This window comes from Rathayibacter sp. AY1A3 (assembly GCF_002930975.1).
Lineage (GTDB): Bacteria > Actinomycetota > Actinomycetes > Actinomycetales > Microbacteriaceae > Rathayibacter.
Genome location: NZ_PSTO01000005.1, coordinates 79,893 through 101,383, shown reverse-complemented (window position 1 = coordinate 101,383; position 21,491 = coordinate 79,893). Strand labels below are relative to the sequence as shown.

The following is a 21,491-nucleotide window of genomic DNA, read 5'->3' as shown; positions in this document are numbered from 1 at the left end:
CGGAGGGCGCGCGGGCGCCGCTCCGGGGACGGTGCACTCCTCCACTTCCCCGCCGGGACCGATCCGAAACCGGATCGGCGGCGAGCCCTCGTCGCCGATCCGGGGGCGGATTCCGGAGGCGGCGTGTCTAGGCGCGCACCACCCGGGTACCGGACGGATGCGTCGGCCACTCCGCTGGCGCCCCCGACCGAGAGGTGACCGTGACCATCGACATCACGACCCCCGCCACGACCGCCGCCGACGCCGTCCGCCGCTCGCGGACCGCGTTCCCCGCGTGGGCCGCCACCGCGCCCGCCGAGCGCGGCGCCCTGCTCCGTGCCGCCGCCCACCGCGTGGCCGAGCGCGAGCAGGAGCTCGCCGACCTCAACACGCAGGAGACGGGCAAGCCCGCCGGCGACGCGCTGGGCGGCGTGCGCGCCGGTGTCGACACGCTGCTCCAGTACGCCGAGCTCGGCCCGCTGCACCGCGGGAGGAGCCTGCGCGGAGGGGCTCTCAACGTCGATCTGGCCCTGCCGCACCCGCGCGGTGTCGTGCTCGCCCTCACTCCGTGGAACGACCCGGTCGCCGTCGCCGCGGGCCTCCTGGGCGCCGCGATCGTCTCCGGGGACGTCGTCGTGCACAAGCCGAGCGAGCGCAGCCCGGGCACGGGCGCCCTCTTCACGAGCATCCTCGCCGAGGCGCTGCCCGAGGGCGTGCTGACCCTGGTCGAGGGCGACGGGGCGGTCGGCGACGAGCTGGCGCGCACCGAGGGCGTCGACGTCCTCGCCCACGTCGGCTCGACCGCCACCGGCCGCGCGCTCGCCCGGGTCGCCGCCGTCACCGGCGCGCACGTGATCCTCGAGAACGGCGGCAACGACGCGCTCGTCGTCGACCGCGACGTCGATCCGGTCTGGGCCGCCGAGCAGGCCGCGCTGGGCGCCTTCGCCAACGCCGGCCAGATCTGCACCTCCGTCGAGCGGATCTACGTGCACCGCGACATCGCCGAGGCGTTCACGGCGGCGCTGGTCGCCGAGGCCGACCGCTGGAGCGCGGGCCCGCTCCCCCGCCTCGTCGACGCCCGCATGCGCGACGCCGTCCACGAGCACGTCACGGAGGCGCTCGGCAGCGGCGCGCGCGCCCTCACCGGCGGCACTCCCGGGGACGGCACCTTCTACCCCGCGACCGTCCTGGCCGACTGCACCGAGTCGATGCTGGTGATGACGGAGGAGACCTTCGGGCCCGTCGCGCCGATCCGCGTCGTCGACTCCTTCGACGAGGGCCTGGACCTGGCCGCCGCGAGCCCCTACGGCCTGGCCGCCTCGATCCTCACCGCCGACATGGAGCACGCCCACCGCGCTGCGGCGACGCTGCCGGTCGGCACCGTCAAGGTCAACGGCGTCTTCGGAGGAGCGCCGGGCGGCAGCGCCCAGCCCCGCGGAGCGTCCGGCTCCGGCTTCGGCTACGGCCCGGAGCTGCTCGACGAGATGACCACCACCACGGTCGTGCACTTCGGCCTGCCCGTTCTGCCGGGAGGCGCGCGATGAGCCTCGAGGGCTCGGCGCTCCAGCGGGCGAGCGCCCTCCTGGCGCACGTCCACGAGCGCCCGCCGGTCGTCGCCGTGATCGGGGACCTCATCCTCGACTCCTGGTGGCTCGGCGAGGCGGAGCGCGTCACGCGGGAGGCGCCCGCGCCGGTCCTGCGGCTCGAGGACGTCGTCGACGTCGCGGGCGGGGCCGCCAACACCGCCGCCAACCTGCGCGCGCTGGGCGCCGTCGTCCGCACGGTCGGCGTGGCCGGACGCGACTCCGAGGGCGACCGGCTCGTGCGCGCCCTCGAGCGGGCCGGCCTGGACACCTCCCGGGTCGTCCGCACCGGCGCCGCGACGACGATCAAGACCCGCGTGGTCGGCGGCGACAGCGTGATGCTGCGCGTCGACTCCGGCCCGCACCACCCGGCCGACGACGAGCTGGCCCTGCTCGCCGGTGCCGCCGCCGAGGCCGCCGCGGGCGCCGACGCCGTCCTGGTCTGCGACTACGGCTCGGGGATCCTCCGCGAGGCCGTCGAGCGCCTGCTCGCCGTCGGGCGCCCCGGCCTCCTCGTGGTCGACGCGCACGAGCTCGCCGACTGGGCCTTCGCCCGGCCGGACCTCGTCACTCCGAACGCCAAGGAGGCGGAACGGCTGCTCGGCGGCTCCCTCGGCCGCGGGACGGAGCGGGCCGCCGCCGTGCGCGACGCGGCGGACGACCTGCGCGCCCGCTCGGGCGCCCGGCACGTCGTGGTCACCCTCGACCGGGACGGCTCCACCGCCCTCGACGCCGACGGCACGGTCAGCCGCACCTTCGCTCAGCCCGCGGAGGAGAAGCAGGCGTCCGGCGCCGGAGACACCTTCGCCGCGACCGCCACCCTCGCCCTCGCCGCCGGCCGCTCCCTGGCCACCGCCGTCGATCTGGCGCAGGCCGCCGCCGACGTGGTCGTGCAGCGCCCCGGCACCTCCGTCTGCTCGGGCGACGACCTGCTCGCCTCCCTCGCCGCTCCCGGCGCCGTCGTGCTCGGCGAGGACGCCCTCGTCGAGGTCCTCGCGGAGCAGTCGCGCCGCGGTCGCCGCGTGGTGTTCACCAACGGCTGCTTCGACGTCCTGCACCGCGGCCACACCGCCTACCTCCGCCAGGCCCGCGAGCTCGGCGACGTGCTCGTGGTCGCGGTGAACGACGACGACTCCGTCCGGCGGCTGAAGGGCGAGGGACGGCCGATCAACCCGGAGGGCGACCGCGCGGGCGTGATCGCCGAGCTGGGCTGCGTCGACTACGTGACGCTCTTCGGCGGAGACACCCCCATCCCGCTGCTCGAGCGCGTGCAGCCCGACGTCTACGTGAAGGGCGGGGACTACAACCCCGACATGCTCGCGGAGGCGGCCGTCGTCCGCTCCTACGGGGGCGTCGTCACCACGGTCGGCTACGTCTCGGAGCACTCCACGACCGAGATGGTCCAGCGCATCCGATCGGCCGCGCCGTGACCAGCCGCAGGTGGTCCGGGCGCTGGGGGGTCCCCGAGGCTCCCCGGCAGCCGCTGATCGACGTGCTGGTGCCGACGGTCGGCCGCCGTGCCGAGCTCGCCGCCACGCTCGCCGGACTCGCCGCCCAGGACGACCCGCCCTTCCGCGTGATCGTCAGCGACCAGTCCGACGGCGCGGTCGCCGAGAGCGACCCGACGATCCTCGCGATGCTGCGCGTGCTGGAGGCGCAGGGCCGGGCTCCGGTGGTGCGCCGGCACCTGCCCCGGCGCGGGCTCGCGGAGCAGAGGCACTACCTCCTCTCCCTCGCCACCGCCCCGGCCGTCCTCTTCCTCGACGACGACGTGTGGCTCGAGCCGGGCACGCTCTCGCGGCTGCACGAGGCCCTCGAGCGCCTCGACTGCGGCTTCGTCGGCTCCGCGGTGCAGGGCCTGTCCTACCTCGAGGACGTGCGCCCTCACGAGACCGAGTCGTTCGAGACCTGGGAGGAGCGCGTGGAGCCCGAGCGGGTGCGGCGCGGAACCCCTGAGTTCGAGCGCTGGCCGCTGCACAACGCGGCCAATCTCACGCACGTCGCCGCCCGCCTCGGCGTCCCGGAGGGCGCCTGGCGCGCGTACCGGGTCGCCTGGCTGGGCGCGTGCGTCCTCTACCGCCGCGACGCCCTCCTGGCCGTCGGCGGCTTCGACTTCTGGGAGCAGCTGCCCCCGGAGCACAGCGGTGAGGACGTCGCCGCGCAGTGGCGCGTCATGGAGCGCTTCGGCGGCGCGGGCCTCGTGCCCAGCGGCGCCGTGCACCTCGAGACGCCCACGACGGTCACCGACCGGCGCGTCGACGCCTTCGACCGGCTCTTCGCCGAAGAGCACTCGTAACACTCAGCAAGGCGACGAAAGGACAGCACGATGGACGCACCCAACCCGATCCAGATCCAGAAGTACCTCTCGGGCATCGACTACCCCGCCTCGAAGGACACGATCGTCGAGACCGCCGAGAAGGAGGGCGCGGACGGCGACGTCCTCGAGGCCCTCCGTGCGATCCCGGACGGCGACTACGAGAAGCCCACCGACGTGAGCTCGGCCGTCTCGAAGGTCTGACCACCCTCCGGGGGACGCCGCTCCGGTGCACGGCACGCCGTGCCTGCCGTACCGGAGCGGCGTCCCGCGACCGGCGATCGGCCGGCGCGGAGAGCCGGGGTCAGGCGGAGGCGTGCTCGCGCTCGCGCAGGACGCCGGACTCGAGCGCCTGGAACGACAGCACCTTGTAGCCCTCGGACTCGAAGAAGATCGTCGCCCGGTCGGCCTCCACGCTCATCACGGTGCCGGCGCCCCACTCGCGGTGCTCCACCGACTCGTCGACGCTCAGAGGGGCGTCCACGGGCGCCTCCACGGTCTCGCCGCTCGCCTCGTGCCGCTCGCAGCCGTCGCAGTTGCCGCACCATTCGGCCGACTCCACGCCGAAGTAGTCCAGCAGGACCCGGCGGCGGCACTGGCTGGTCTCCGCGTACGCGCGCATCATCGACAGGCGCGACTCCGCGATCCGCTCGCGGGAGGCCAGAGCCTCCTTCACCGCGTGCACGGCCTCGTCGCCCGAGGCCTCGCGCGTCGCGCGCAGACCGGACCCGGTCTCCACCAGCCCCGCGTCCGCGAGATCGTTGACGATCCGGGCGATCGTGCGGGCCGGCTTCCCCAGCTCCCTCGCGAGAGCCGCGGAGTCGAGCCCCGGCTGCTCCGAGACGGCCGCCCAGATCACGCGCAGCGCGGCCTTGTCGACCGAGCGCTTGGCGAAGAAGCGGCGGAGACCCAGATCCTCGGCGCGGTAGTGCAGCGCGCCCGTCGCCGGCTCGCCGTCGCGGCCCGCGCGGCCGATCTCCTGGTAGTAGGCGTCGAGCGACTCGGTGGTCGTCGCGTGCAGCACGAAGCGGACGTCGGCCCGGTCGATGCCCATCCCGAAGGCCGAGGTCGCGACGACGACGTCGAGCTCGCCGGCGCGCCACTGCTCGTGCACGACCTTGCGCTCGGACACCTTGAGCCCGGCGTGGTACGCCGCGACCCGGCGCCCCTCCGCCGCGATGTCGGCCGCGTAGGCCTCCGTCTCCTTGCGGGTGGCCACGTAGACCAGGCCCGGAGCCGTCCAGCTGCGCGCCTCCTCGACCACGGCGGCGCGCTTCTCGTTCTCGCTCTCGTGGCGGTGCACCACCAGCCGGATCTCCGGACGGTCGACGCCGTGCACCTGGATCTCGGGGTCGGTCATCCGGAGGCGCTCGATGATCTCGTCGCGCACCGGCCCGGAGGCGGTGGCGGTCATCGCGAGCACCGGCGGGTCTCCGAGCTCGCCGCGCACATCGGCCAGGCGGAGGTAGTCGGGGCGGAAGTCGTGGCCCCAGGAGGAGACGCAGTGCGCCTCGTCGACGACCAGGAGCGAGACTCCTGCGGCCGCCAGGCGCGCCACGTTCTCGGGCTTGGCGAGCTGCTCGGGCGCCAGGAGCACGTAGAGCGGGCCGCCCTCGTCGATCCGGTCCCAGGCGCGGGCGACGGCCGCGGCGCCCTGGGAGGAGTTGATCGCGACGGCGGGCGGGGCCGCCGGAGCCGCCTCGATCGCGGCGAGCTGGTCGGCCTGCAGGGCGACGAGCGGGGAGACGACCAGGACGACGCCGCCGCGCTCGGCTCCGGCGATCTGGTAGACCGCGGACTTGCCGCCGCCCGTCGCCAGCACCAGCAGCGTGTCGCGCCCGGAGGCCGCCGACTCGATCGCCTCGCGCTGACCAGGGAGCAGCGACGACCAGCCGAAGTCCTCCCGGGCGATGCGGCTGACAGAGTCGGTGCGGAAGGAGTTCATAGCTCGACGCTACGACCAGACGGCCCCGGAGGCAGTCCGCTTGACAGCGCCGGGGAGCACGGTGAAGGCGCGTCGCCCGGCCTCACGGCCCGCCTCTGCCCCCTAGCCCCCGCGCTGTCAACGTCCTGCGGAGGGGCCCGTCGCGTGCTGGGCTGGAGCCCCGACGAGAGGAGCCGACATGGCCGACCAGAACGTGAACGAGGACCTTCCCGGATCCGGCGGCGACGCCGCCCCGAACACCGGCGGCGCGCAGACGGTGCTGCCCGGCGAGGACGCGGCCGACGCCTCCGCAGCGGGGGCCGCTCCCGGGGGCACCGCGATCGACCGCGGTGTCACGGACGCCGTGACCGACGGCGACAGCGGAGGGGACACCGTCTCCGGCGACGCCGACCTGCCGGACGAGACCGAGGGCGCGGTCGGCAGCGACCCGGCGAGCACCGACTGACGTCCCGCTCGGACGTGTCCGGCCCGCCGGATCCGAGGATCCGCGCGGGCCGGAGGCGCTCGTCCCTCCGCGGAGGAGGGCCCGGGCTCAGCGCCGGACGACCACCGGATTGAACAGCGTGCCGATGCCCTCGACGTCCACCGCGACGGTGTCGCCGTTCGCGATCGGCCCGACGCCGGCGGGCGTCCCGGTGAGGATCACGTCCCCGGGGAGCAGCGTGAAGATGCGCGAGACGTAGGCCACGAGCTCGGGCACCCCGTGGATCATGTCGCCGGTGCTGCCCGACTGCTGCACGCGCCCGTTGACGCGCGTCTCGATCGCGCTCTCGTTCCAGACGAACTCGGTCTCGATGACCGGACCGAGCGGGCAGAAGGTGTCGTAGCCCTTCGCCCGCGCCCACTGGCCGTCGGAGCGCTGGAGGTCGCGCGCGGTGACGTCGTTGGCGATCGTGTACCCGAAGACCACGTCCTCGTAGTCCTCCGCGCGGACGTTGCGGGCCACGGCGCCGATCACGATCGCCAGCTCGCCCTCGAACTCCACCTGCTGGCTGTCCTCGGGGAGGACGATCGCCTCGTCCGGGCCGATGACCGACGTGTTCGGCTTGAGGAACACCAGCGGCTCCGCCGGGGCGTCGCCGCCCATCTCGGCCGCGTGGTCGGCGTAGTTCTTCCCGATGCCGACGACCTTGGAGCGCGGGATCACCGGCGCGAGGAGCTTCGCCTCCGCGATCGGGATGCGCTCCCCCGTGGTGTCGAACCCGGCGAACATCGGGTCGCCGGCGAGCACGACCAGGTCGTCCTCGTCCACGATCCCGAAGTGGATCGCTCCCCCGTTGTCCCCGTCGCGCTGCGTGGCGAATCGTGCGATCTTCATGCGTCCAGCCTCGTCATCCATCCGTGCGTGTCCTCGCGGCGTCCGTACTGGATGCCGGTCAGCTCCTCGCGGAGCGACATCGTGAGCTCCCCGGCGGGCGCGCCCTCGCGGCCGACGGAGAAGCCCTCGCCCTTGAGCTCGGCGATCGGGGTGATCACGGCGGCGGTCCCGCAGGCGAACACCTCGACCACGTCGCCGGAGGCCACCCCGTCGCGCCACTCGTCGATGCTCACGCGGCGCCGCTCGACGCGGTGGCCGCGGTCCTCGGCGAGCTGCAGGACGCTGTCGCGCGTGATGCCCTCGAGGATGGAGTCCGATTCCGGGGTGACCAGCGTGCCGTCCTTCTTCACCAGCACCACGTTCATGCCGCCGAGCTCCTCGATCCACTGCGACTCCTGCGAGTCGAGGAAGAGGACCTGCGCGCAGCCGTGGCTGTAGGCCTCCTGCTGCGGGAGGAGGGAGGAGGCGTAGTTGCCACCCGTCTTCGCCGCTCCCGTGCCGCCCTTGCCCGCCCGGGCGTAGGAGGTGGAGAGCCAGATCGACACGGGGGCGACCCCGCCCGAGAAGTAGGCGCCGGCGGGGCTGGCGATCACGTAGTAGCCGACGTCCTCGGCCGCGCGCACGCCGAGGAACGCCTCCTGCGCGAACATGAACGGGCGCAGGTAGAGGCTGGTCTCCGGCTCCGAGGGGACCCAGTCGCCGTCGACCGCGATCAGCTGCCGCAGCGACTCGACGAAGAGGTCCGTCGGGAGCTCCGGCAGCGCGAGGCGGCGGGCCGAGCGCTGCAGGCGGCGCGCGTTCGCCTCCGGGCGGAAGGTCCAGACGGAGCCGTCCTCGTGGCGGTAGGCCTTCATCCCCTCGAAGATCTCCTGCGCGTAGTGCAGGACGGCGGCGGCGGGGTCGAGCGCGAGCGGGCCGTAGGGCTCGACGCGGGCGCTGTGCCAGCCGTCCGTGCGGGTCCAGCGGAGGCCGACCATGTGGTCGGTGAAGTGCATGCCGAAGCCGGGGTTCGCGAGGATCCGGGCGCGCTCCTCGGCGGAGCGGGGCGCGGGGGCGGCGGTCACCTCGAAGGCGAGGTCGGCGGGGGCGGAGTCGGTGCTCATCGTGGTGGTGTCCTTCTGCGGGGGATCAGCGGAGGCGGGCGACGACGGAGTCGCCGATCGCGGCCGTGGAGCGCGGGGTGCCGTCGCGCGACTCGATGTCGGCGGTCACGGCCGCGGTGACGCGGGCGGCCTCGTCGCTCCGGCCGAGGTGGTCCAGCAGCATCGCCGCCGAGAGGATCGCGGCGGTCGGGTCGGCGAGCTGCCGTCCGGCGATGTCGGGCGCGGATCCGTGGACCGGCTCGAACATGCTGGGGAACGCGCCGTCGGGGTTGATGTTGCCCGAGGCCGCGAGTCCGATGCCGCCGCTGATCGCGCCGGCCAGATCGGTCAGGATGTCTCCGAAGAGGTTGTCGGTGACGATGACGTCGAACCTAGCAGGGTCGGTCACGAGGAAGATCGTGGCGGCGTCCACGTGGAGGTAGTCGACGGCCACGTCCTCGAAGGCGGCCCCCACCTCGTCGACGATCCGCTTCCACAGGGAGCCGGAGAAGACGAGGACGTTCGTCTTGTGCACGAGCGTCAGCCGGGAGCGACGCGTGCGGGCGAGCTCGAACGCGTGGCGGACGACGCGCTCGACGCCGTAGGCGGTGTTGACCGACACCTCGTTGGCGACCTCGTGCGGGGTGCCCTGCCTAATCGAGCCGCCGGTGCCGACGTAGGGGCCCTCCGTGCCCTCGCGGACGACCACGAAGTCGACCTCGCCGGGAGCCGCGAGCGGCGAGGCGACGCCCGCGTAGAGACGGGTGGGCCGCAGGTTGACGTAGTGGTCGAGCTCGAAGCGCAGCCGCAGGAGCAGCCCGCGCTCGATGTTCGCGTCCCGGAGGCGCGGGTCGCCCGGTGCTCCGCCGACGGCGCCCAGGAGGATCGCGTCGTGCCCCGCGATCGCCGCGAGGTCCTCGTCGGTGAGGACGTCGCCGGTCTCGAGGTAGCGGGCGGCGCCGAGCGAGAAGGTGGTCGTCTCGAGCACCAGGTCGGAGTCGGCGGTGACGGCGTCGAGGACCTTGACGGCCTCGGCGGTCACCTCGGGCCCGATCCCGTCTCCGGGGATGACGGCGAGCTTCACGGTGCGGGGCATGGCGGTCCTCAGGCGTACGGGGTCGGAGTCCCCCCAGCGTACTCGCGGCCCGCCCGCGCCGCGGTCCGGGGCACGCGCCCCCCGTCGGGCTGGCGAGGGCCGCCCGGGAGGCGCTGCGCGTCCCGGGCGGCCTCCCTCGGGAGGAGAGGAGGAGCGTCAGCTCCGGCGGAGGCGCCAGGCGCCGACCGCGGCGGCGGCCAGCACGAGGACGACACCGAGCCAGGCCGACCAGCCGACGCCCGAGTCGAACGCCGCGCTCGCCGACGCGACGAGGCTCGCGGCGGAGTCGGCGGGCAGCTCGCCGGCGACCGAGACGGCGCCGCCGAGGGTCTCCCCGGCCCGCTGCGCCTGCGCGACGTCGAGGCCCTCGGGCAGCACGACTCCCCCGCGGTACACGGCGGTGAGGACCGTGCCGAGCGTCGCGGTGCCGAGGACGGCACCGAGCTCGTAGGCGGTCTCGGAGACGGCGGAGGCCGCACCGGCCTTGTCGGCGGGCGCGTTGGCCAGGATCAGCTCGTTCGACACCGTCTCGGCCGCACCGATGCCCAGGCCCAGGAACGCGAAGGCGGCGGCGACGGTGAGCGCGGACGCTCCTCCGGGCGCCCCGCTGCCGAGGGCCAGCAGGATGTACCCGACGGCCGAGACCAGCAGTCCGGCCGGAACGACGAGGCGCGGAGCGACGCGGCGCGCGATCGGCACCACGCCGAGCCCGGCCAGGATCATCACGGCGAGGCCCGGCACGAGCACGAGGCCCGCCTCCAGGGGCGAGAGCCCGACCACGAGCTGCAGGTGCTGCGAGAGGAAGAAGAGCCCGCCGACCAGCGCGGTGACGCTGAGGAGGTTGACCACGATCGCCGCACTGAACGAGCCGCGGCGGAAGAGCGAGAGATCGAGCATCGGCGAGGCCCGGCGCTGCTGGCGGCGGACGAACAGAGCTCCCGAGACGACGCCCACGACGAGCGCCGCGACGCCGACCGCGTCGATCCCGTGCTCGGCGAAGGACTTCACCGCGTAGACGACCGGCGCCATGGTCGCCAGCGACAGCAGGATGCTGACCACGTCGACCGGGCCGGGCTGCGGGTCGCGCGACTCCGGCACCAGGATCGGCACCAGGACGACCAGCGGGAGCAGCACGGGCACCGCGAGCAGGAACACCGACCCCCAGGGGAAGTGCTCGAGCAGCACGCCGCCGACCAGCGGGCCGACGCCCGAGCCCACGGCGAAGCCGGTCGCCCAGATGGCGATCGCGAGGCGGCGCTGGTCGCGGTCGGGGAAGACGCTGCGCAGGAGCGAGAGCGTCGAGGGCATCAGCATCGCGCCGAAGAAGCCCAGTGCCGCGCGGGCGCCGATGAGCGCCGCGGCGGTGGGAGCGAACGCGGCCACGACCGAGACGGCGGCGAAGCCGACCGCGCCGACCAGCAGGAGGCGCCGCCGCCCGACCCTGTCGCCGAGACTGCCCATCGCCACCAGCAGGCCCGCGAGCACCAGCGGGTAGGCGTCGACGATCCACAGGAGCTCGATGCCGGAGGGGCCCAGATCCTCGGCGATCGAGGGGAGCGCGAAGTTCAGCACCGTGTTGTCGACCGAGACCAGCAGCACCGGGAGCATCAGCACCGCGAGCGCCACCCAGGCGCGTCGCCCGACCCGGTCGGCGGCGCCGGCGGTGTCGTGGGTGGAGACGGGAGCGGTGCGCGCGGACACGGGGACGACCTTTCAGAGGAGAACGGAGAGAGTATACCGTCCAGCCGGTACAGTCGCCACTGATCCGCCGTAGGATGGTCGCCGTGCCTCCTGCCCCCGCCCGCGACCGCGTCCTCGACGCGTTCGAGCAGCTCCTCATCGAGCAGGGCGAGCGCGCCGCGACCCTCGACGCCGTCGCCCGCGAGGCCGGAGTCTCCAAGGGCGGGCTGCTCTACCACTTCCCCTCGAAGGACGCCCTCGTCGACGGGCTCCTGCAGCGCCTCGACGCGCGGCGGGAGGCGGACGTCGCGCAGAGCCTCGCCGCTCCCGAGGGCGTGGTCGCCTACCTGCTGCGCACCTCCTTCGCCGCCGACTCGGCCTTCGACCGCACGATCCTCGCCGTGTCGCGCATCGCGCAGGGGCACGACGAGCGAGCCAGCGGCGGCCTCGCGCGGATCCACGACAGCTGGAACGAGGTGGTCGCCGACGCCGTGGGCGACCCGCTCGTCGCCCGGGCGATCGTCCTGATGAGCGACGGGCTCTACTACAACTCCGCCCTGCTCCCCACGGGCTCGCCGTCGCGCGGCGAGGCCGAGGACGTCCTCGCGGTCGTCCAGCGCCTCCTCGGGAGCTGAGCCGCGCCGCCCCGGCGGACCCGCTACAGCTCGACGACCCCGTCGATCAGGGTCACCGTCGCGCCGCCGATCCAGATCGCGCCGTCCGTGCTCTCGACGCGCACGCGCCCGGCTCGGCCCAGCGCCGCACCCTGGGCCGCGGTGTAGCGCTCGGGCAGCACGCCGCTGCCGATCAGCCACTGGGCGATCCCCGCATTGAGGCTCCCCGTCACCGGATCCTCGGACACACCGGCGTCGGGGATGAACGCCCGCACCTCGACCGCGCACTCGCCTCCCGCCGGATGCTCGCCCACGACGCCGACGGGGAGCCCGGCGAGGAGAGCCTGGTCCGGCCGCAGCGCGAGGACCTGCTCCGCCGACGCGAGCCGCACGGCCAGCCAGCCGGGACCGTTGTCGACCCACTCGTGGTCGAGGATCTCCGCGCGCGGGATCCGCAGAGCCGCGGCCACCCGCTCGAGCGTCGCCTCGTCGACCGGTCCGGTCCGCCGGCGGGGCGGGGCGGCGAAGGCGATGCCCTCCTCCGTCACCCGCAGTCGGACGAGACCCGCGGCGCACTCCTGCACGAGCTCCCCCGCCGCGCGGGCCGTCCCTCCGGCCGCGAGCCAGGCGCGCGCGCTCCCGAGGGTCGGGTGCCCGGCGAAGGGCAGCTCCCCGCCCGGCGTGAAGATCCGCAGCCGGTAGTCGGCCGCGGGGTCGCTCGGGCGGAGGAGGAAGGTCGTCTCGGAGAGGTTCGTCCAGCGCGCGAACTCCGCCATCGCGGCGTCGCCCACGCCGTCGCCGTCGACGACGACCGCCACCGGGTTGCCCCGGAACGGCGCGGCGCCGAAGACGTCGACCTGAGCGAACCGCCGGGTGCTCACTGCTCGGTGATGTCGATCTCCTGCATGAGGTCGGCGTCGATCGCGACGCGGACCTTCTCGAGCAGGCCGTCCGGGGCGGGGGAGTCGATGGTGATCACCGAGAGCGCCTTGCCGCCCGCCTCGGTGCGCGCGATCTGCATGCCCGCGATGTTGACCGCGGCGTCGCCGAACTCGCGGCCGTAGACCGCGACGATCCCGGGGCGGTCGACGTAGCTCATGACGACGAGGTGCTTCGCGAGGGGGACCTCGACGTCGTAGCCGTTGATCGCCACGATCTTCTCGACCTGCTTGGTGCCGGTCAGCGTGCCCGAGACCGAGATCTGCGAGCCGTCCGAGAGCGCGCCGCGCAGCGTGATCACGTTGCGGTACTCGTCCGAGACCGGCTCCGTGATCAGGCGCACCTCGATGCCGCGCTGCTCCGCGAGCACCGGCGCGTTGACGTAGGACACCGTCTCCGAGACCACGTTGGTGAACACGCCCTTGAGAGCCGCCAGCTTGAGGACCTTCACGTCGTAGCCGGCGAGCTCGCCGCGCACCTCGACGTCGATGGAGGTGACCGGCGAATCCGCGAGGCCCGAGAAGACCTGGCCGAGCTTCTCGACCAGCGGGATGCCGGGGCGCACGTACTCGTCGATCACGCCGCCGGCGACGTTCACGGCGTCCGGCACGAGCTCGCCCGAGAGCGCCAGGCGCACCGAGCGGGCGACCGAGACGCCGGCCTTCTCCTGCGCCTCGTCGGTCGAGGCCCCGAGGTGCGGAGTGACGACAACGTTCTCGAGGGCGAGCAGCGGCGATCCGGTCGGCGGCTCCTTCACGAACACGTCGAGTCCGGCGCCGGCGATGGTCTTCGCGACGAGCGCGCGGTGCAGCGCGTCCTCGTCGATGAGGCCGCCGCGGGCCACGTTCACGATGAACGCCGACGGCTTCATCAGCGCCAGCTGATCGTCCGAGATCATGCCGGTCGTCTCGGGGGTCCTCGGCATGTGGATCGTGATGAAGTCGCTCTCGGCCAGCAGCTCCTCCAGGGAGAGGAGCGTGACGCCGAGCTGCTGCGCGCGGGCGCTGGTCACGTAGGGGTCGTAGGCGACGACGTTCACGCCGAAGGCCTGCAGGCGCGCGGTGATCAGCGCGCCGATGCGGCCGAGGCCGATGATGCCGACGGTCTTCTCGTAGAGCTCGACGCCCGTGTACTTCGAGCGCTTCCAGAGGCCCTGCGCGAGCGCGCTGTGTGCGGCGGGGATGTGGCGGGCGAGGCTCAGGATGTGACCGACGGTGAGCTCGGCGGCCGAGATGATGTTCGAGGTCGGCGCGTTCACGACCATGACCCCCGCGGCGGTCGCGGCGGTGATGTCGACGTTGTCCAGACCCACACCGGCGCGGGCGATCACCTGGAGCGAGGGGGCCGCGGCGATCGCCTCCGCGTCGACCTGCGTCGCGGAGCGCACGAGGATCGCGTGCGCCGTGGCGAGGGCCTCGAGCAGCGCCGGGCGGTCGGTGCCGTCCACGGAGCGGATCTCGAAGTCGGGACCGAGCGCGTCCACGGTGGCGGGCGAGAGTTCTTCGGCGATCAGGACGACCGGCTTTGTCACGAGAGGCGCTTCCTTCGGAGAGGGGACGGAGCGGGCACCGAGGCGGGGGCGTCGGCAGCCCCCCGACACTGTAGCGGAGGGGTGCGCGCGCCCCGCGCCGTGTGACGCCGCCGGTCAGCTCAGCGAGACCAGGCTCTCGACGCCGAGGACGAGCTGCACGTCGAGCGAGAGCGCCGCCGAGAGGCAGAGGGCCGCCGCGAGCAGTCCGACGCGCGCCGGGAGCCCCCGGCGGCGGCCGAGCAGGACGGCGGCGACGAAGCAGGCGACCGGCAGCACCAGGCCGAGCAGGAGCACCGCCCAGCCCGTCGGATTCAGGTCGGTGCCGAGGGAGGCCGCGTAGCTGCGCAGGCCGATCAGGTTGCCGACCGCCTCCCAGACGTCCCAGGCGAAGAAGAGCGCGAACACCACGGCGACGAGGACGGAGGCGGCCAGGCGACGGCCGGGCCGGTCGCGCCGGCCGGTCCCGCCGAGGGTGGCCCGGGTCGAGTCGGTCATCAGGCCCCCTTCAGGAACGGCAGCGGAGCGAGGAGGACGAGTCCGGCGACCAGCCAGAGCACGCGGGTGCGCACCCGGGAGTCGCGGGTGGCGAGGAGCACCACGGCGAACCACACCGGCGGCGCCAGGACCGCCAGCCAGAGCCCGAGCGAGTAGAGGGCGCCGCCGAGCGCATCGCCCGCGAAGCCGGCCGCGGCGACCGGCGACTGCCGCGTCGCCGTGATCGCCCAGGCGATGGCGTACAGGAGGTAGAGGCCGGCCGCGATGCCCGCCGCGATCAGTAGAGCGGACGAGGACGCGGCCTCGTCGTCGGGGTCCTCGACCTCGGAGTCGTCGTCGTCCGAGCCGTCGTCCGCCGGGCCCGCCCCCGCGACCGTGCGGGGCTTCCGGCGCACACGCGCCGTCCCCGCGGCGAGCGTCGGGTCCGCGCCCTCGCCCGCCCACTCCAGGGCCTCGTCGTCGGCGTCGTCCTCCGGGCCGGCGTCCGGCCCGCGGTCCGCCGGCGGGTTCGCCGCGTCGTCGTCCTCCGGGGAGCGTCCCGGTCCACCATCGATCACCGCAACACCCTAGCCGCGCGCACCTCGCAGGAGGCTCGGAGCCCGCCGCCGCCTCCCCGACACCCGGCGGACACCCCGCGTCCTCCCCCGGGGGCGAGGCTGAGCGGATGGACGACCGCCGCCGCCGCTTCGTCGCCCTCGGCGACTCCTTCACGGAGGGGGTCGGCGACCCGCACCCGCGCCTGCCGAACGGGGTGCGCGGCTGGGCCGACCGCGTCGCCGAGCGCCTGGCGAAGGCCGAGCCGGGCTGGGAGTACGCGAACCTCGCCGTCCGCTCGAAGCGCCTCGCCCAGATCACCGAGGACCAGCTCGCGCCCGCCCTCGCGCTCCGCCCCACCCTGATCACGCTGTACGCCGGCGGCAACGACATCCTCGACCTCGGCGCCGACACCGTCGATCTGATCATCCGCTACGAGGCGCTCGTCGACGCGCTCGCGACCACCGGCGCCTCCCTCGTGCTCTTCACCGGCGTCGACATCCCGGGACTGCCCGCCCCGCGGATGTTCCTGCGCCGCAACCACCTCTACAACAGCGCCGTCCGCCGGATCGCCCGCGAGCGGGGCGCGATCCTCGTCGACTACTGGGCGATGCGGGAGTTCCACTCCCCCGTGCTCTGGTCGCCCGACCGGATGCACCTCTCCAAGCGCGGCCACCGCGTCCTGGCCGGTCGCGTGCTCGACACGCTCGGCGTGCCGCACACGATCTCGACCGGGCCCTGGGACACCCCCGAGCCGCTCCGCCTCCGCGCGCGGCTGCGCGAGCAGCGCCGCTGGGCCGCCGACTGGGTACTCCCCCTCGTCGGCCGCAAGCTGCGCCGGGTCACGCTCGGCGACCACCTCTCGCCCCGGTGGCCGGACCCCGTCCTCGTCCCGCCGAAGGGCGGTCTCCGCCGTCTCGTCCGCGAGCTCGAGCAGTAGTCGCGCCCCGGACGCGGAGGAGCCCCGGCCCGGCGAGGGGATCCCGGTGGACGGGTCCCTCGTCGGGCCGGGGCTCCCCCGGTCGACGCGGTGCGACTAGCGCGCGACGCTGCCGTCGGTGTAGTCCTCGTCGGTCTGCTTCCAGGCGAAGAGCTTGCGCAGCTCGCGGCCGGTCTCCTCGATCGGGTGCTTCTCGCCCTTCGCGCGCAGCTCCTGGAACTCGGGTCCGCCCGCGTCCTGGTCGCCGATGAAGCGCTTCGCGAAGGCGCCGCTCTGGATGTCGCCGAGGACGGCCTTCATGTTCTCCTTCACGCGCGGGTCGATGACGCGCGGGCCGGAGACGTAGTCGCCGTACTCGGCGGTGTCGGAGACGCTCCAGCGCTGCTTGGCGATGCCGCCCTCCCACATGAGGTCGACGATGAGCTTGAGCTCGTGCAGCACCTCGAAGTAGGCGATCTCGGGCTGGTAGCCGGCCTCGACGAGGGTCTCGAAGCCGTACTGGACGAGCTGCGAGGTGCCGCCGCAGAGCACGGCCTGCTCGCCGAACAGGTCGGTCTCGGTCTCCTCGGTGAAGGTGGTCTTGATGACGCCGGCGCGGGTGCCGCCGATGGCCTTCGCGTAGGACTTCGCGGTCTCCCAGGCCGTGCCGGTCGCGTCGTTCTCGACGGCGATGATGTCCGGGATGCCGCGGCCGGCGACGAACTCGCGGCGCACGGTGTGGCCGGGGGCCTTCGGCGCGATGAGGATGACGTCGACGCCCGCGGGCGCCTCGATGTAGCCGAAGCGGATGTTGAAGCCGTGCGCGAAGGCGAGGGTCTTGCCCTCGGTCAGCGCGGAGGCGATCTGCTCGCTGTAGATCGCGCGCTGGTGCTGGTCCGGCGCGAGGATCATGATCAGGTCGGCCCAGGCCGCGGCGTCGGCGACGCTCTTGACCTCGAAGCCGTCGTCCTCGGCCTTGGCGGTCGACTTCGACCCCTCCTTCAGCGCGATGACGACCTGGACGCCGGAGTCGCGGAGGTTCTGCGCGTGCGCGTGGCCCTGCGAGCCGTAGCCGACGATCGCGACCTTCTTGGACTGGATGATGGAGAGGTCGGCGTCGGCGTCGTAGATGAGCTCGGTCACGTGGTGAGTCCTTTTCTGTAGTGGAGAGTTCGCGGTCAGTTCTTGAAGACGCGCTCGGTGATCGACTTGGAGCCGCGCCCGATGGCGAGCAGGCCCGACTGCGCGATCTCCTTGATGCCGTAGGGCTCGATCACCCGCAGGAACGCATTGGTCTTGCCGGTGTCGCCGGTGACCTCGATCACCAGGGCGTCGGTCGCGACGTCGACCACGCGGGCGCGGAAGAGCGTGACGGCCTCGAGCACCTGCGAGCGCGTGACGTTGTCGACGCGGACCTTGACGAGCAGGTGCTCGCGCTGGACCGACTGGTCGGTGTCGAGCTCGACGATCTTGATCACGTTGACGAGCTTGTTGAGCTGCTTCGTGACCTGCTCGAGCGGCAGGTCCTCGACGTCCACGGCGACCGTGATGCGCGAGAGCCCGGCCAGCTCGGTCGGACCGACCGCCAGCGACTCGATGTTGAAGCCGCGGCGGGCGAACAGCCCGGCGACACGGGTGAGCAGTCCCGGCTTGTCCTCGACGAGCAGGGAGAGAACGTGGTGCGTCATGCGGGTCTACTCCTCGTCGTCCCAGGTCGGGCTGTGGTCTCGGGCGTACTGGACGTAGCTGTTGGAGACGCCCTGCGGGACCATCGGCCAGACCATGGAGTCGCGGCTGACGACGAAGTCGATGACCACGGGCCGGTCGTTGGTGGCGATGGCGAGACGGATGGCGTCGTCGATCTCCTCCGGCTTCGTGACGCGGATGCCGAGCGCGCCGTAGGCGTCGGCGAGCTTCACGAAGTCGGGCACCCGGACGGTGTCGTGACCCGTGTTGAGGTCGGTGTTGGAGTAGCGGCCCTCGTAGAACAGGGTCTGCCACTGGCGCACCATGCCGAGCGAGGAGTTGTTGATCACCGCGACCTTGATCGGGATGTCGTTGATCGTGCAGGTGGCGAGCTCCTGATTGGTCATCTGGAAGCAGCCGTCGCCGTCGATCGCCCACACGGTGCGCTCGGGCTCGCCGACCTTGGCGCCCATCGCCGCGGGCACGGAGTAGCCCATGGTGCCGGCGCCGCCGGAGTTCAGCCACGAGTTGGGGCGCTCGTACTTGATGAACTGCGCCGCCCACATCTGGTGCTGGCCGACGCCGGAGGCGAAGACGCCCTCGGGGCCGGTGATCTCGCCGATGCGCTTGATGACGTACTGCGGCGAGAGCAGGCCGTCGTTCGGCTCGGTGTAGCCGAGCGGGAACTCCGTCTGCAGGCCCTTGAGGTAGCTCCACCACTCGGAGGTGTCGGCGCGGCCGTCGGCGGAGGCCTTGGCGAACGCGTCGGTGAGGTCCGGGAGGACGTCCTTCAGGTCGCCCACGATCGGCACGTCGGCGGTGCGGATCTTGGAGATCTCGGCCGGGTCGATGTCGACGTGCACGACCTTGGCGTGGGGCGCGAAGAGCGCCGCCTTGCCGGTCACGCGGTCGTCGAAGCGCGAGCCCAGCGCGAGGATCAGGTCCGCCTCCTGCAGCGCGAGCACCGCGGGGACGGTGCCGTGCATGCCGGGCATGCCCAGGTGCTGCTCGTGCGAGTCCGGGAACGCTCCGCGCGCCATCAGCGTGGTCACCACGGGGGCGCCGCAGGCCTCGGCGAACGCCTTCAGCTCGGCGGCCGCGCGGGCGCGGATGATGCCGCCGCCCACGTAGAGCACCGGCTTCCGCGACTCGACCAGCAGCTGGGCCGCGGCCTGGATCTGCTTGCCGTGGGCCTTCGTGACCGGACGGTAGCCGGGCAGGTCGATCTTCGGCGGCCAGAGGAACGGCGCCTGGTCCTGCTGCGCGTCCTTCGTGATGTCGACCAGCACGGGGCCGGGGCGGCCGGTGGTGGCGATCAGCGCGGCGGAGGCGAGGGCCGAGGGGATGTCCTCGGGACGCGTCACGAGGATGGAGTGCTTCGTGATCGGCATCGTGATGCCGACGATGTCCGCCTCCTGGAACGCGTCGGTCCCCATGAGCGTCGAGAACACCTGGCCGGTGATCGCGAGCATCGGGACGGAGTCCATGTAGGCGTCCGCGATCGCGGTGACCAGGTTGGTCGCTCCGGGGCCCGAGGTCGCGATGCAGACGCCGAGCTTGCCGGTCGCCGAGGCGTAGCCCTCGGCGGCGTGGCCGGCGCCCTGCTCGTGGCGGACCAGGATGTGCCGGATCTTCGAGGAGTCCATCAGCGGGTCGTAGACCGGGAGGATCGCGCCTCCGGGAAGGCCGAAGACGTCCTCGATCCCGAGCATCTCGAGCGAGCGGACGACCGCCTGCGCTCCGGTGAGGACCTCGGCCGCGGGGGCGGCCGCGGGGGCGGCCCCGGGAGCGTGGGCGGGTCGGGGTGGCTGGGGCGTCGGTGCGGGCTGCACGGCGGACGGATCCGGAGTCATGCGGGTGTCGATTCCTTCAGGAGGTGGTGCGGCGGCGGGCAGAGCCGGAGGCGAGTGCCCGGGAACGCGAGTGCGCGGCCGGCCGGAGCGGGCCGGGTCACCCGGTGACGGCGCCCTCGGCTGCCGAGCGGACGAGCTTGGCGTACTTGGCGAGGACACCGCGGGTGTAGCGCGGAGGGAGAGGGGCCCAGCCTTCTCGGCGGGCGGCGAGCTCGGACTCGTCGACGAGTAGGTCGATCGAGCGAGCGGCGATGTCGACCCGAATCGGGTCTCCGTCGCGAACGAATGCGATGGGACCTGCGTCCACCGATTCGGGAGCTATGTGGCCGATGCACAGGCCGGTTGTGCCGCCTGAGAATCGTCCGTCCGTCAACAGTAGTACATCTTTTCCGAGCCCGGCCCCCTTGATGGCGGCGGTGATGGCGAGCATCTCGCGCATGCCGGGGCCGCCCTTGGGGCCCTCGTAGCGGATGACCACCACGTCGCCCTTCTCGATCCGGCCCTCGGTCAGGGCGTCCATCGCGGCGCGCTCGCGCTCGAACACGCGGGCCGGACCCTCGAAGACGGAGGCGTCGAAGCCGGCGGTCTTGACGACCGCGCCCTCGGGGGCGAGCGAGCCCTTGAGGATGGTGAGCCCGCCGGTCGCGTGGATCGGGTTGTCGAGGGTGCGGATGACCTCGCCGTCCAGCGGCGCGATGTCCATCGCGGCGAGGTTCTCGGCGACCGTCCTCCCGGTGACCGTCAGGCAGTCGCCGTGGAGCAGCCCGGCGTCCAGGAGCGCCTTCATCACGGCCGGGACGCCGCCGTGGCGGTCGACGTCGTTCATGACGTACTTGCCGAAGGGCTTGAGGTCGCCGATGTGCGGGATCGTGTCGCCGATGCGGTTGAAGTCGTCGATCGTGAGGTCGACCTCGGCCTCGTTGGCGATCGCGAGCAGGTGCAGGATGACGTTGGTCGACCCGCCGAAGGCCATCGCCACCGCGATCGCGTTCTCGAACGCCTTCTTGGTGAGGATGTCGCGGGCCGTGGTCCCGTTGCGCAGCAGCTCGACGACGGCCTCGCCGGACTTGCGGGCGAAGTAGTCGCGGCGGCGGTCGGCGGCGGCGGGCGAGGCGGAGCCGGGCAGGCTCATGCCGAGCGCCTCGGCGACGCTGGCCATGGTGTTGGCGGTGTACATGCCGCCGCAGGAGCCCTCGCCCGGGGCGAAGGCGCACTCGATGCGCTTGGCGTCCTCCTCGGACATGATCCCGGCCTTGACGCCGCCGACGGCCTCGAAGGAGTCGATGATCGTGATGTCCTTCTCGGTGCCGTCCGAGAGCTTGACCCAGCCCGGGGCGATCGAGCCGGCGTAGACGAACACGGCGGCGAGGTCGAGGCGGGCCGCGGCCATCAGCATGCCGGGCAGCGACTTGTCGCAGCCGGCCAGCATGACGGTGCCGTCCAGGCGCTCGGCCATCATCACGGTCTCGACGGAGTCGGCGATGACCTCGCGGGAGACGAGCGAGAAGTGCATGCCCTCGTGGCCCATCGAGATGCCGTCCGAGACGGAGATGGTGCCGAACTGGAGCGGGTAGCCGCCGCCGGAGTGCACGCCCTCCTTCGCGGAGCGCGCGAGGCGCTCGAGCGAGAGGTTGCAGGGGGTGATCTCGTTCCACGAGGACGCGATGCCGATCTGGGGCTTCTCCCAGTCGTCATCGCCCATCCCGACCGCCCGCAGCATCCCGCGCGACGTCGTGGCCTCGATGCCGTCCGTGACGGTGCGCGAGCGGGGCTTCCAATCGATTTCCGGCATGCGATGAGGCTACCGCCTCGCGCGCGGTGCCCCTGCTCGCCGGGCGGACCCGGACCGGCCCGCGCACCCGTCCCGGCCCCGGCCTCCGGCAGCGGCACCGGATGCGGACGTCCCCGCGGATCTCCGACCCG

At 73.3% G+C, this 21,491-nt stretch carries 20 protein-coding genes; 7 read left to right on the top strand and 13 right to left on the bottom strand.

Translation table 11 applies throughout. The features are described from left to right. Positions 1-200 precede the first annotated feature (200 nt). Genes C5C10_RS03895 through C5C10_RS03880 form a run of 4 tightly spaced genes read left to right on the top strand, consistent with a single transcriptional unit; the run spans position 201 to position 4,080 of the window. Entirely contained in the window at positions 201-1,523 is a 1,323-nt protein-coding gene (locus C5C10_RS03895) for an aldehyde dehydrogenase (protein WP_258060394.1), read from the top strand. After that, on the top strand, positions 1,520-2,992 hold the full coding sequence (gene rfaE2 / locus C5C10_RS03890; protein WP_104328562.1) for a D-glycero-beta-D-manno-heptose 1-phosphate adenylyltransferase: 1,473 nt from the start codon (positions 1,520-1,522) through the stop codon (positions 2,990-2,992). Before C5C10_RS03895 ends, rfaE2 begins: the two co-directional genes overlap by 4 nt. Beyond that, complete coding sequence (locus tag C5C10_RS03885) at positions 2,989-3,858, top strand: glycosyltransferase family A protein (protein ID WP_104328561.1); 870 nt, start codon at positions 2,989-2,991, stop codon at positions 3,856-3,858. The genes rfaE2 and C5C10_RS03885 overlap by 4 nt, the downstream gene beginning before the upstream one ends. Before the next feature lie 30 nt (positions 3,859-3,888). Next, on the top strand, positions 3,889-4,080 hold the full coding sequence (locus C5C10_RS03880; protein WP_104223528.1) for a DUF2795 domain-containing protein: 192 nt from the start codon (positions 3,889-3,891) through the stop codon (positions 4,078-4,080). Positions 4,081-4,180: 100 nt separating this feature from the next. Here C5C10_RS03880 and C5C10_RS03875 read toward each other — a convergent pair whose 3' ends face one another. Next, positions 4,181-5,821, bottom strand: coding sequence for a RecQ family ATP-dependent DNA helicase (locus tag C5C10_RS03875; RefSeq protein WP_104328560.1), 1,641 nt, complete (start codon positions 5,819-5,821; stop codon positions 4,181-4,183). Between the two features lie 178 nt (positions 5,822-5,999). Between C5C10_RS03875 and C5C10_RS03870 the strand changes: the two genes are divergently transcribed. Continuing rightward, positions 6,000-6,266, top strand: coding sequence for a hypothetical protein (locus tag C5C10_RS03870; RefSeq protein ID WP_104233224.1), 267 nt, complete (start codon positions 6,000-6,002; stop codon positions 6,264-6,266). A gap of 87 nt (positions 6,267-6,353) precedes the next feature. Here the strand turns inward: C5C10_RS03870 and C5C10_RS03865 are convergent, their stop codons facing one another. The 4 genes from C5C10_RS03865 to C5C10_RS03850 all read right to left on the bottom strand — a co-directional run bounded on the left by C5C10_RS03865 (position 6,354) and on the right by C5C10_RS03850 (position 11,018). Then, positions 6,354-7,139, bottom strand: coding sequence for a fumarylacetoacetate hydrolase family protein (locus C5C10_RS03865; RefSeq protein ID WP_104233223.1), 786 nt, complete (start codon positions 7,137-7,139; stop codon positions 6,354-6,356). Next, positions 7,136-8,242 (bottom strand): branched-chain amino acid aminotransferase, encoded by a 1,107-nt coding sequence (locus C5C10_RS03860; RefSeq protein ID WP_104226252.1) that lies wholly within the window; start codon positions 8,240-8,242, stop codon positions 7,136-7,138. The genes C5C10_RS03865 and C5C10_RS03860 overlap by 4 nt, the downstream gene beginning before the upstream one ends. Positions 8,243-8,267: 25 nt before the next feature. Continuing rightward, positions 8,268-9,317: a 3-isopropylmalate dehydrogenase gene (locus C5C10_RS03855; protein WP_104257252.1), complete on the bottom strand. Its 1,050-nt coding sequence runs from the start codon at positions 9,315-9,317 to the stop codon at positions 8,268-8,270. A gap of 156 nt (positions 9,318-9,473) precedes the next feature. Continuing rightward, positions 9,474-11,018: an MFS transporter gene (locus C5C10_RS03850; protein ID WP_258060392.1), complete on the bottom strand. Its 1,545-nt coding sequence runs from the start codon at positions 11,016-11,018 to the stop codon at positions 9,474-9,476. Between the two features lie 74 nt (positions 11,019-11,092). Here C5C10_RS03850 and C5C10_RS03845 point away from each other — a divergent pair, with 74 nt between their 5' ends. Beyond that, a complete protein-coding gene (locus C5C10_RS03845; RefSeq protein WP_104239274.1) occupies positions 11,093-11,632 on the top strand; it encodes a TetR/AcrR family transcriptional regulator in 540 nt (179 codons plus the stop codon). 23 nt (positions 11,633-11,655) lie between these two features. On the opposite strand, the gene C5C10_RS03840 is transcribed toward C5C10_RS03845, so the two are convergent. From C5C10_RS03840 to C5C10_RS03825, 4 genes are all read right to left on the bottom strand, one after another. Next, entirely contained in the window at positions 11,656-12,492 is an 837-nt protein-coding gene (locus C5C10_RS03840; RefSeq protein ID WP_104328559.1) for a PhzF family phenazine biosynthesis protein, read from the bottom strand. Beyond that, complete coding sequence (gene serA / locus C5C10_RS03835; protein ID WP_104223535.1) at positions 12,489-14,081, bottom strand: phosphoglycerate dehydrogenase; 1,593 nt, start codon at positions 14,079-14,081, stop codon at positions 12,489-12,491. Before serA ends, C5C10_RS03840 begins: the two co-directional genes overlap by 4 nt. A gap of 114 nt (positions 14,082-14,195) precedes the next feature. Beyond that, entirely contained in the window at positions 14,196-14,576 is a 381-nt protein-coding gene (locus C5C10_RS03830; protein ID WP_104233218.1) for a hypothetical protein, read from the bottom strand. Then, on the bottom strand, positions 14,576-15,133 hold the full coding sequence (locus C5C10_RS03825; RefSeq protein ID WP_104328558.1) for a DNA polymerase III subunit gamma/tau: 558 nt from the start codon (positions 15,131-15,133) through the stop codon (positions 14,576-14,578). The genes C5C10_RS03830 and C5C10_RS03825 overlap by 1 nt, the downstream gene beginning before the upstream one ends. Before the next feature lie 107 nt (positions 15,134-15,240). Here C5C10_RS03825 and C5C10_RS03820 point away from each other — a divergent pair, with 107 nt between their 5' ends. Then, positions 15,241-16,050: an SGNH/GDSL hydrolase family protein gene (locus tag C5C10_RS03820; RefSeq protein ID WP_104328557.1), complete on the top strand. Its 810-nt coding sequence runs from the start codon at positions 15,241-15,243 to the stop codon at positions 16,048-16,050. 96 nt (positions 16,051-16,146) lie between these two features. Here C5C10_RS03820 and ilvC read toward each other — a convergent pair whose 3' ends face one another. The 4 genes from ilvC to ilvD all read right to left on the bottom strand — a co-directional run bounded on the left by ilvC (position 16,147) and on the right by ilvD (position 21,360). Next, complete coding sequence (gene ilvC / locus C5C10_RS03815; protein ID WP_104223539.1) at positions 16,147-17,172, bottom strand: ketol-acid reductoisomerase; 1,026 nt, start codon at positions 17,170-17,172, stop codon at positions 16,147-16,149. A 35-nt stretch (positions 17,173-17,207) separates the two neighbouring features. After that, positions 17,208-17,717 carry an acetolactate synthase small subunit gene (ilvN, locus tag C5C10_RS03810; protein WP_104223540.1) on the bottom strand — a complete coding sequence of 170 codons (510 nt, stop codon included), beginning with the start codon at positions 17,715-17,717 and terminating at the stop codon, positions 17,208-17,210. Between the two features lie 6 nt (positions 17,718-17,723). Beyond that, a complete protein-coding gene (locus tag C5C10_RS03805) occupies positions 17,724-19,568 on the bottom strand; it encodes an acetolactate synthase large subunit (RefSeq protein WP_104328556.1) in 1,845 nt (614 codons plus the stop codon). A gap of 97 nt (positions 19,569-19,665) precedes the next feature. Then, entirely contained in the window at positions 19,666-21,360 is a 1,695-nt protein-coding gene (gene ilvD / locus C5C10_RS03800; protein WP_104250142.1) for a dihydroxy-acid dehydratase, read from the bottom strand. Positions 21,361-21,491 lie beyond the last annotated feature (131 nt).

Coding starts and splice junctions, on each gene's coding strand:
- C5C10_RS03805 (WP_104328556.1), bottom strand. CDS start 19,568: ATGACTCCGGATCCGTCCGCCGTGCAGCCCGCACCGACGCCCCAGCCA.
- C5C10_RS03845 (WP_104239274.1), top strand. CDS start 11,093: ATGGTCGCCGTGCCTCCTGCCCCCGCCCGCGACCGCGTCCTCGACGCG.
- C5C10_RS03830 (WP_104233218.1), bottom strand. CDS start 14,576: ATGACCGACTCGACCCGGGCCACCCTCGGCGGGACCGGCCGGCGCGAC.
- C5C10_RS03855 (WP_104257252.1), bottom strand. CDS start 9,317: ATGCCCCGCACCGTGAAGCTCGCCGTCATCCCCGGAGACGGGATCGGG.
- ilvD (WP_104250142.1), bottom strand. CDS start 21,360: ATGCCGGAAATCGATTGGAAGCCCCGCTCGCGCACCGTCACGGACGGC.
- C5C10_RS03860 (WP_104226252.1), bottom strand. CDS start 8,242: ATGAGCACCGACTCCGCCCCCGCCGACCTCGCCTTCGAGGTGACCGCC.
- C5C10_RS03820 (WP_104328557.1), top strand. CDS start 15,241: ATGGACGACCGCCGCCGCCGCTTCGTCGCCCTCGGCGACTCCTTCACG.
- ilvN (WP_104223540.1), bottom strand. CDS start 17,717: ATGACGCACCACGTTCTCTCCCTGCTCGTCGAGGACAAGCCGGGACTG.
- C5C10_RS03865 (WP_104233223.1), bottom strand. CDS start 7,139: ATGAAGATCGCACGATTCGCCACGCAGCGCGACGGGGACAACGGGGGA.
- C5C10_RS03870 (WP_104233224.1), top strand. CDS start 6,000: ATGGCCGACCAGAACGTGAACGAGGACCTTCCCGGATCCGGCGGCGAC.
- C5C10_RS03880 (WP_104223528.1), top strand. CDS start 3,889: ATGGACGCACCCAACCCGATCCAGATCCAGAAGTACCTCTCGGGCATC.
- rfaE2 (WP_104328562.1), top strand. CDS start 1,520: ATGAGCCTCGAGGGCTCGGCGCTCCAGCGGGCGAGCGCCCTCCTGGCG.
- C5C10_RS03875 (WP_104328560.1), bottom strand. CDS start 5,821: ATGAACTCCTTCCGCACCGACTCTGTCAGCCGCATCGCCCGGGAGGAC.